3 protein-coding genes and 1 pseudogene are annotated in these 3,097 nt (G+C 41.8%); 1 reads left to right on the top strand and 3 read right to left on the bottom strand.

Going from position 1 to position 3,097, the window contains the following annotated elements:
- Together QZZ35_RS10460 and QZZ35_RS10465 are read right to left on the bottom strand one after the other, a co-directional pair.
- A partial coding sequence (locus tag QZZ35_RS10460; RefSeq protein ID WP_291237350.1) for a PLDc N-terminal domain-containing protein occupies positions 1 to 647 on the bottom strand: 647 nt, incomplete at its 3' end.
- Between the two features lie 28 nt (positions 648 to 675).
- A complete protein-coding gene (locus QZZ35_RS10465; RefSeq protein WP_291237351.1) occupies positions 676 to 1,356 on the bottom strand; it encodes a Crp/Fnr family transcriptional regulator in 681 nt (226 codons plus the stop codon).
- A 101-nt stretch (positions 1,357 to 1,457) separates the two neighbouring features.
- Between QZZ35_RS10465 and QZZ35_RS10470 the strand changes: the two genes are divergently transcribed.
- Positions 1,458 to 2,093 carry an ATP-binding protein gene (locus QZZ35_RS10470; protein WP_291237352.1) on the top strand — a complete coding sequence of 212 codons (636 nt, stop codon included), beginning with the start codon at positions 1,458 to 1,460 and terminating at the stop codon, positions 2,091 to 2,093.
- 23 nt (positions 2,094 to 2,116) lie between these two features.
- Here QZZ35_RS10470 and QZZ35_RS10475 read toward each other — a convergent pair.
- Positions 2,117 to 3,097, bottom strand: a pseudogene (locus QZZ35_RS10475) (hypothetical protein); the annotation flags it as partial.

A 3,097-nucleotide genomic window follows, 5' to 3' on the forward strand; every position in this document is an offset into this window, starting at 1 on the left:
TCCACACCCTCTGAAGCCTTTTTAGCCAGAATCTCCAGAATTCTGCCCCACATAATACCCTCATCGACAATAAAATATTCCATAAAAATAAAATGCTTTGCCTGCTCCAGCTGACGGAGCATCTCTTCAAATTTATTCTCTCCCATCGGAAAATAAGTAATCTTCGTCTGGTCATAAACCGGGTAACATCCACTTCTGTGAATATAGCGGGCCAGCGAGCTTACGGCCCCATTCTCTTCGGAAAGTTTATCCATAACCTCTTCGGACTGGGGAATCGTCTCTTTTGTCTGACGGATCAATTGATTCATTCGTTTTTTTAATGCCCGATGTCCCACATCACTCTGGGTATACAAAAACAATAACGCACCGAATACCGGAAGAAGCATAATGATGACCAGCCATGTGATCTTTGCTGTCGGATCATGCCTGCTGTTTAAAAGAAATAAGACCATGATCAGCGAGAACAGTACCGTTCCGCCAAAGAAATGCGGAAGAAACTGTTCAAATTTTGCAAACATGCCAAAAAGCACCCCTATCTGCAATATAAGCAGAATCAATATCAGTCCAAGTCGGCTGAAAAGTGCATGAAAAAGTCCCTTCTGCCCTTTTTTCAATAAAGCTATACCTGTATTTTCAATATTATCCATAATATATCTCACCTCATTTGATACTTTTTCACATATACAATTCCCCGGATGTCTCACCTTTCAGACAAAATTGATTTCTTGAAAATGTAAGCATACCTTCCTTCTGCATCTTGCTCAGCTCATTCGACATGGCACTGCGATCAACACCAAGATACTCTGCTAATTGCTGTCGGTTAAACGGAATTGTAAATTTCATACTTTCCTGTCTTGCTGCCTGCTCCGAAAGATAGGATAACAGCCGTCCGCGTATAGACTTTGATGATGTATGAAAAATCTTTCTGGAAAGGTTTAAATTCTTATGGGCGGAAATCATTAAAAGATTTTGTGTCAATTGATTATGACAGCTGCAGTTTTTCTCGCAGGCTGTCAGCCTTTTTCCAATATCCATAAAAAGAATCTCCGCAGTTTCTGATGCAGCCACGCTCACCATCAGCGGCTCTCCCGGAATACACACATAGGTCTCTGCAAATACCTGTCCCGGTCCGATACTGTCCAAAATGCTTTTATTGCCCCACACATCATCTTTTTCAATATGCACATTTCCGGATAAAACAATACCGATTTTCGTGACAATTTCACCCATATGATAAATCGTCTCTCCTTTTGAATATTTACGGGTATAGCCATCGAAACAATGCATGATGTCTTCAATCTCCGTTTCCTCCATTCCATGAAACAGAGGGATTTTTGATAAAAATGTGAAATCCAATTTTTTCTCCTTTCGTTGTTTTAACAACATACCTGTTGTTTTAATTGTAGTATACTCCAACTAACAAGTCAATAATCATTTATTCACAGGAGGAAAAGGAAATGATTCGAAGAATAATACAGATTAATGAAGAAAAATGTAATGGATGCGGCCTTTGTGCAAAAGCCTGTCATGAAAGTGCTATCGGAATGATTGACGGTAAAGCCAGACTTTTAAGAGATGATTATTGTGACGGCCTCGGTGATTGTCTGCCAGCCTGCCCGACAGGTGCCATTCAGTTTGTTGAACGTGAAGCCATCGCTTATGATGAGGCAGCCGTCCTTGAAAATAAAAAGAAACAATTGTCAGACTCCAAAGATTCTTGTCTTGGTCAATGGCCGGTACAGATTAAACTTGCGCCCGTGAAAGCACCTTATTATGAAAATGCAAGCCTGCTCATTGCTGCCGACTGTTCCGCATATGCCTATGGTAATTTCCATCAGGATTTTATGGCAAATAAAATCACTCTGATCGGATGTCCAAAACTTGATGCTGTTAATTATAGCGAAAAACTGACAGAAATACTAAAAAATAATACTGTTAAAGAGGTGACGGTTGCCCGTATGGAAGTGCCTTGCTGCGGTGGTATCGAACGGGCTGTCCTGACTGCTCTTCAAAACAGCGGAAAAAATATTCCATGGCAAGTCGTTACGATTTCTGTAAAAGGACGCATTCTTGATAAAAAAACAGGAGAATAGAATCCATCTATTCTCCTGTTTTTTTATTTAAACTCATAAGTATATTCACCTGTTTCCGGATCATATACAAGACGGCTGTGTGCGCCTTCCAGAACCACTTTTTCATGTTTTGGTTCTTCTGCCGGAACCGGAATTACCGGAGGTGTCGATGGAGATGATCCATCTTCTGAAACTGCTTTCGGAGTTTTTTTGCGCTCAACTTTTTTAACGACAGGTTCCTCCGTTTCTAAAGCCTGAACCTCGGCAGCGAGAACCGCTTCATCTGTAATCGGCTCAAGTTCTACGGTATCTTCACTGACTGAGTCTGTATCCGGAAGATCTGTCACAGGACCGAAAACATCATCCAGTGCTTTTTCTTTTTCTGCTTCATCTACTGTATCTTCTTTTTCTGCTTCCGCTGCTGCCACTGCTATTGTCTTGGCTGCCTCCTCATCCACACGGGCATAGATCTGACTCATATCTTCCGAATCCTCATCCTCGGCCAGCATAGCCTTTCTCCGAGCGGATAGCGCTTTTACAATCAATATGACAACAATAACTGCCAGAATCAGACCTAATGCGATAAAAAGCCATCCAAGATAAAATCCTGACGTATGATCATCCATTACCGGCACCTTTAAATCTTCTGTCTCTTTTGTCTGAGAAGTTTCCCTCTTTTTTGACTCAGAGGTCTGTTTCTTCGTCTCTGTTTCTTTTTTTGTTTCTGCCTTTGTCTCTGTCTTGTTTTCCATTAACGGCAAATCCACAATACCGCTGAATGCATTGCTGTTTTCCCATTCCGGATTACCATAATAAATATTATAGATTGGATTTTGGGATGTGTTATTCTGTATTCCCTGAGAATTTTCCGGCTGAGTTGGATTCTCCGGTCTTGCAGAAGTCTCCGGCTGGGTTGGATTCTCCGGTTTTGCAGAAGTCTCCGGTTGAGTTGGACTTTCTGTCTGTGACGGATTTTCCGGCACGGTCGTTTCTTCCGGACGCGACGATTCTTCCGGCACAGTCGT

This window comes from Frisingicoccus sp., from assembly GCA_016298055.1.
Classification (GTDB): Bacteria; Bacillota; Clostridia; order Lachnospirales; family Lachnospiraceae; genus Frisingicoccus.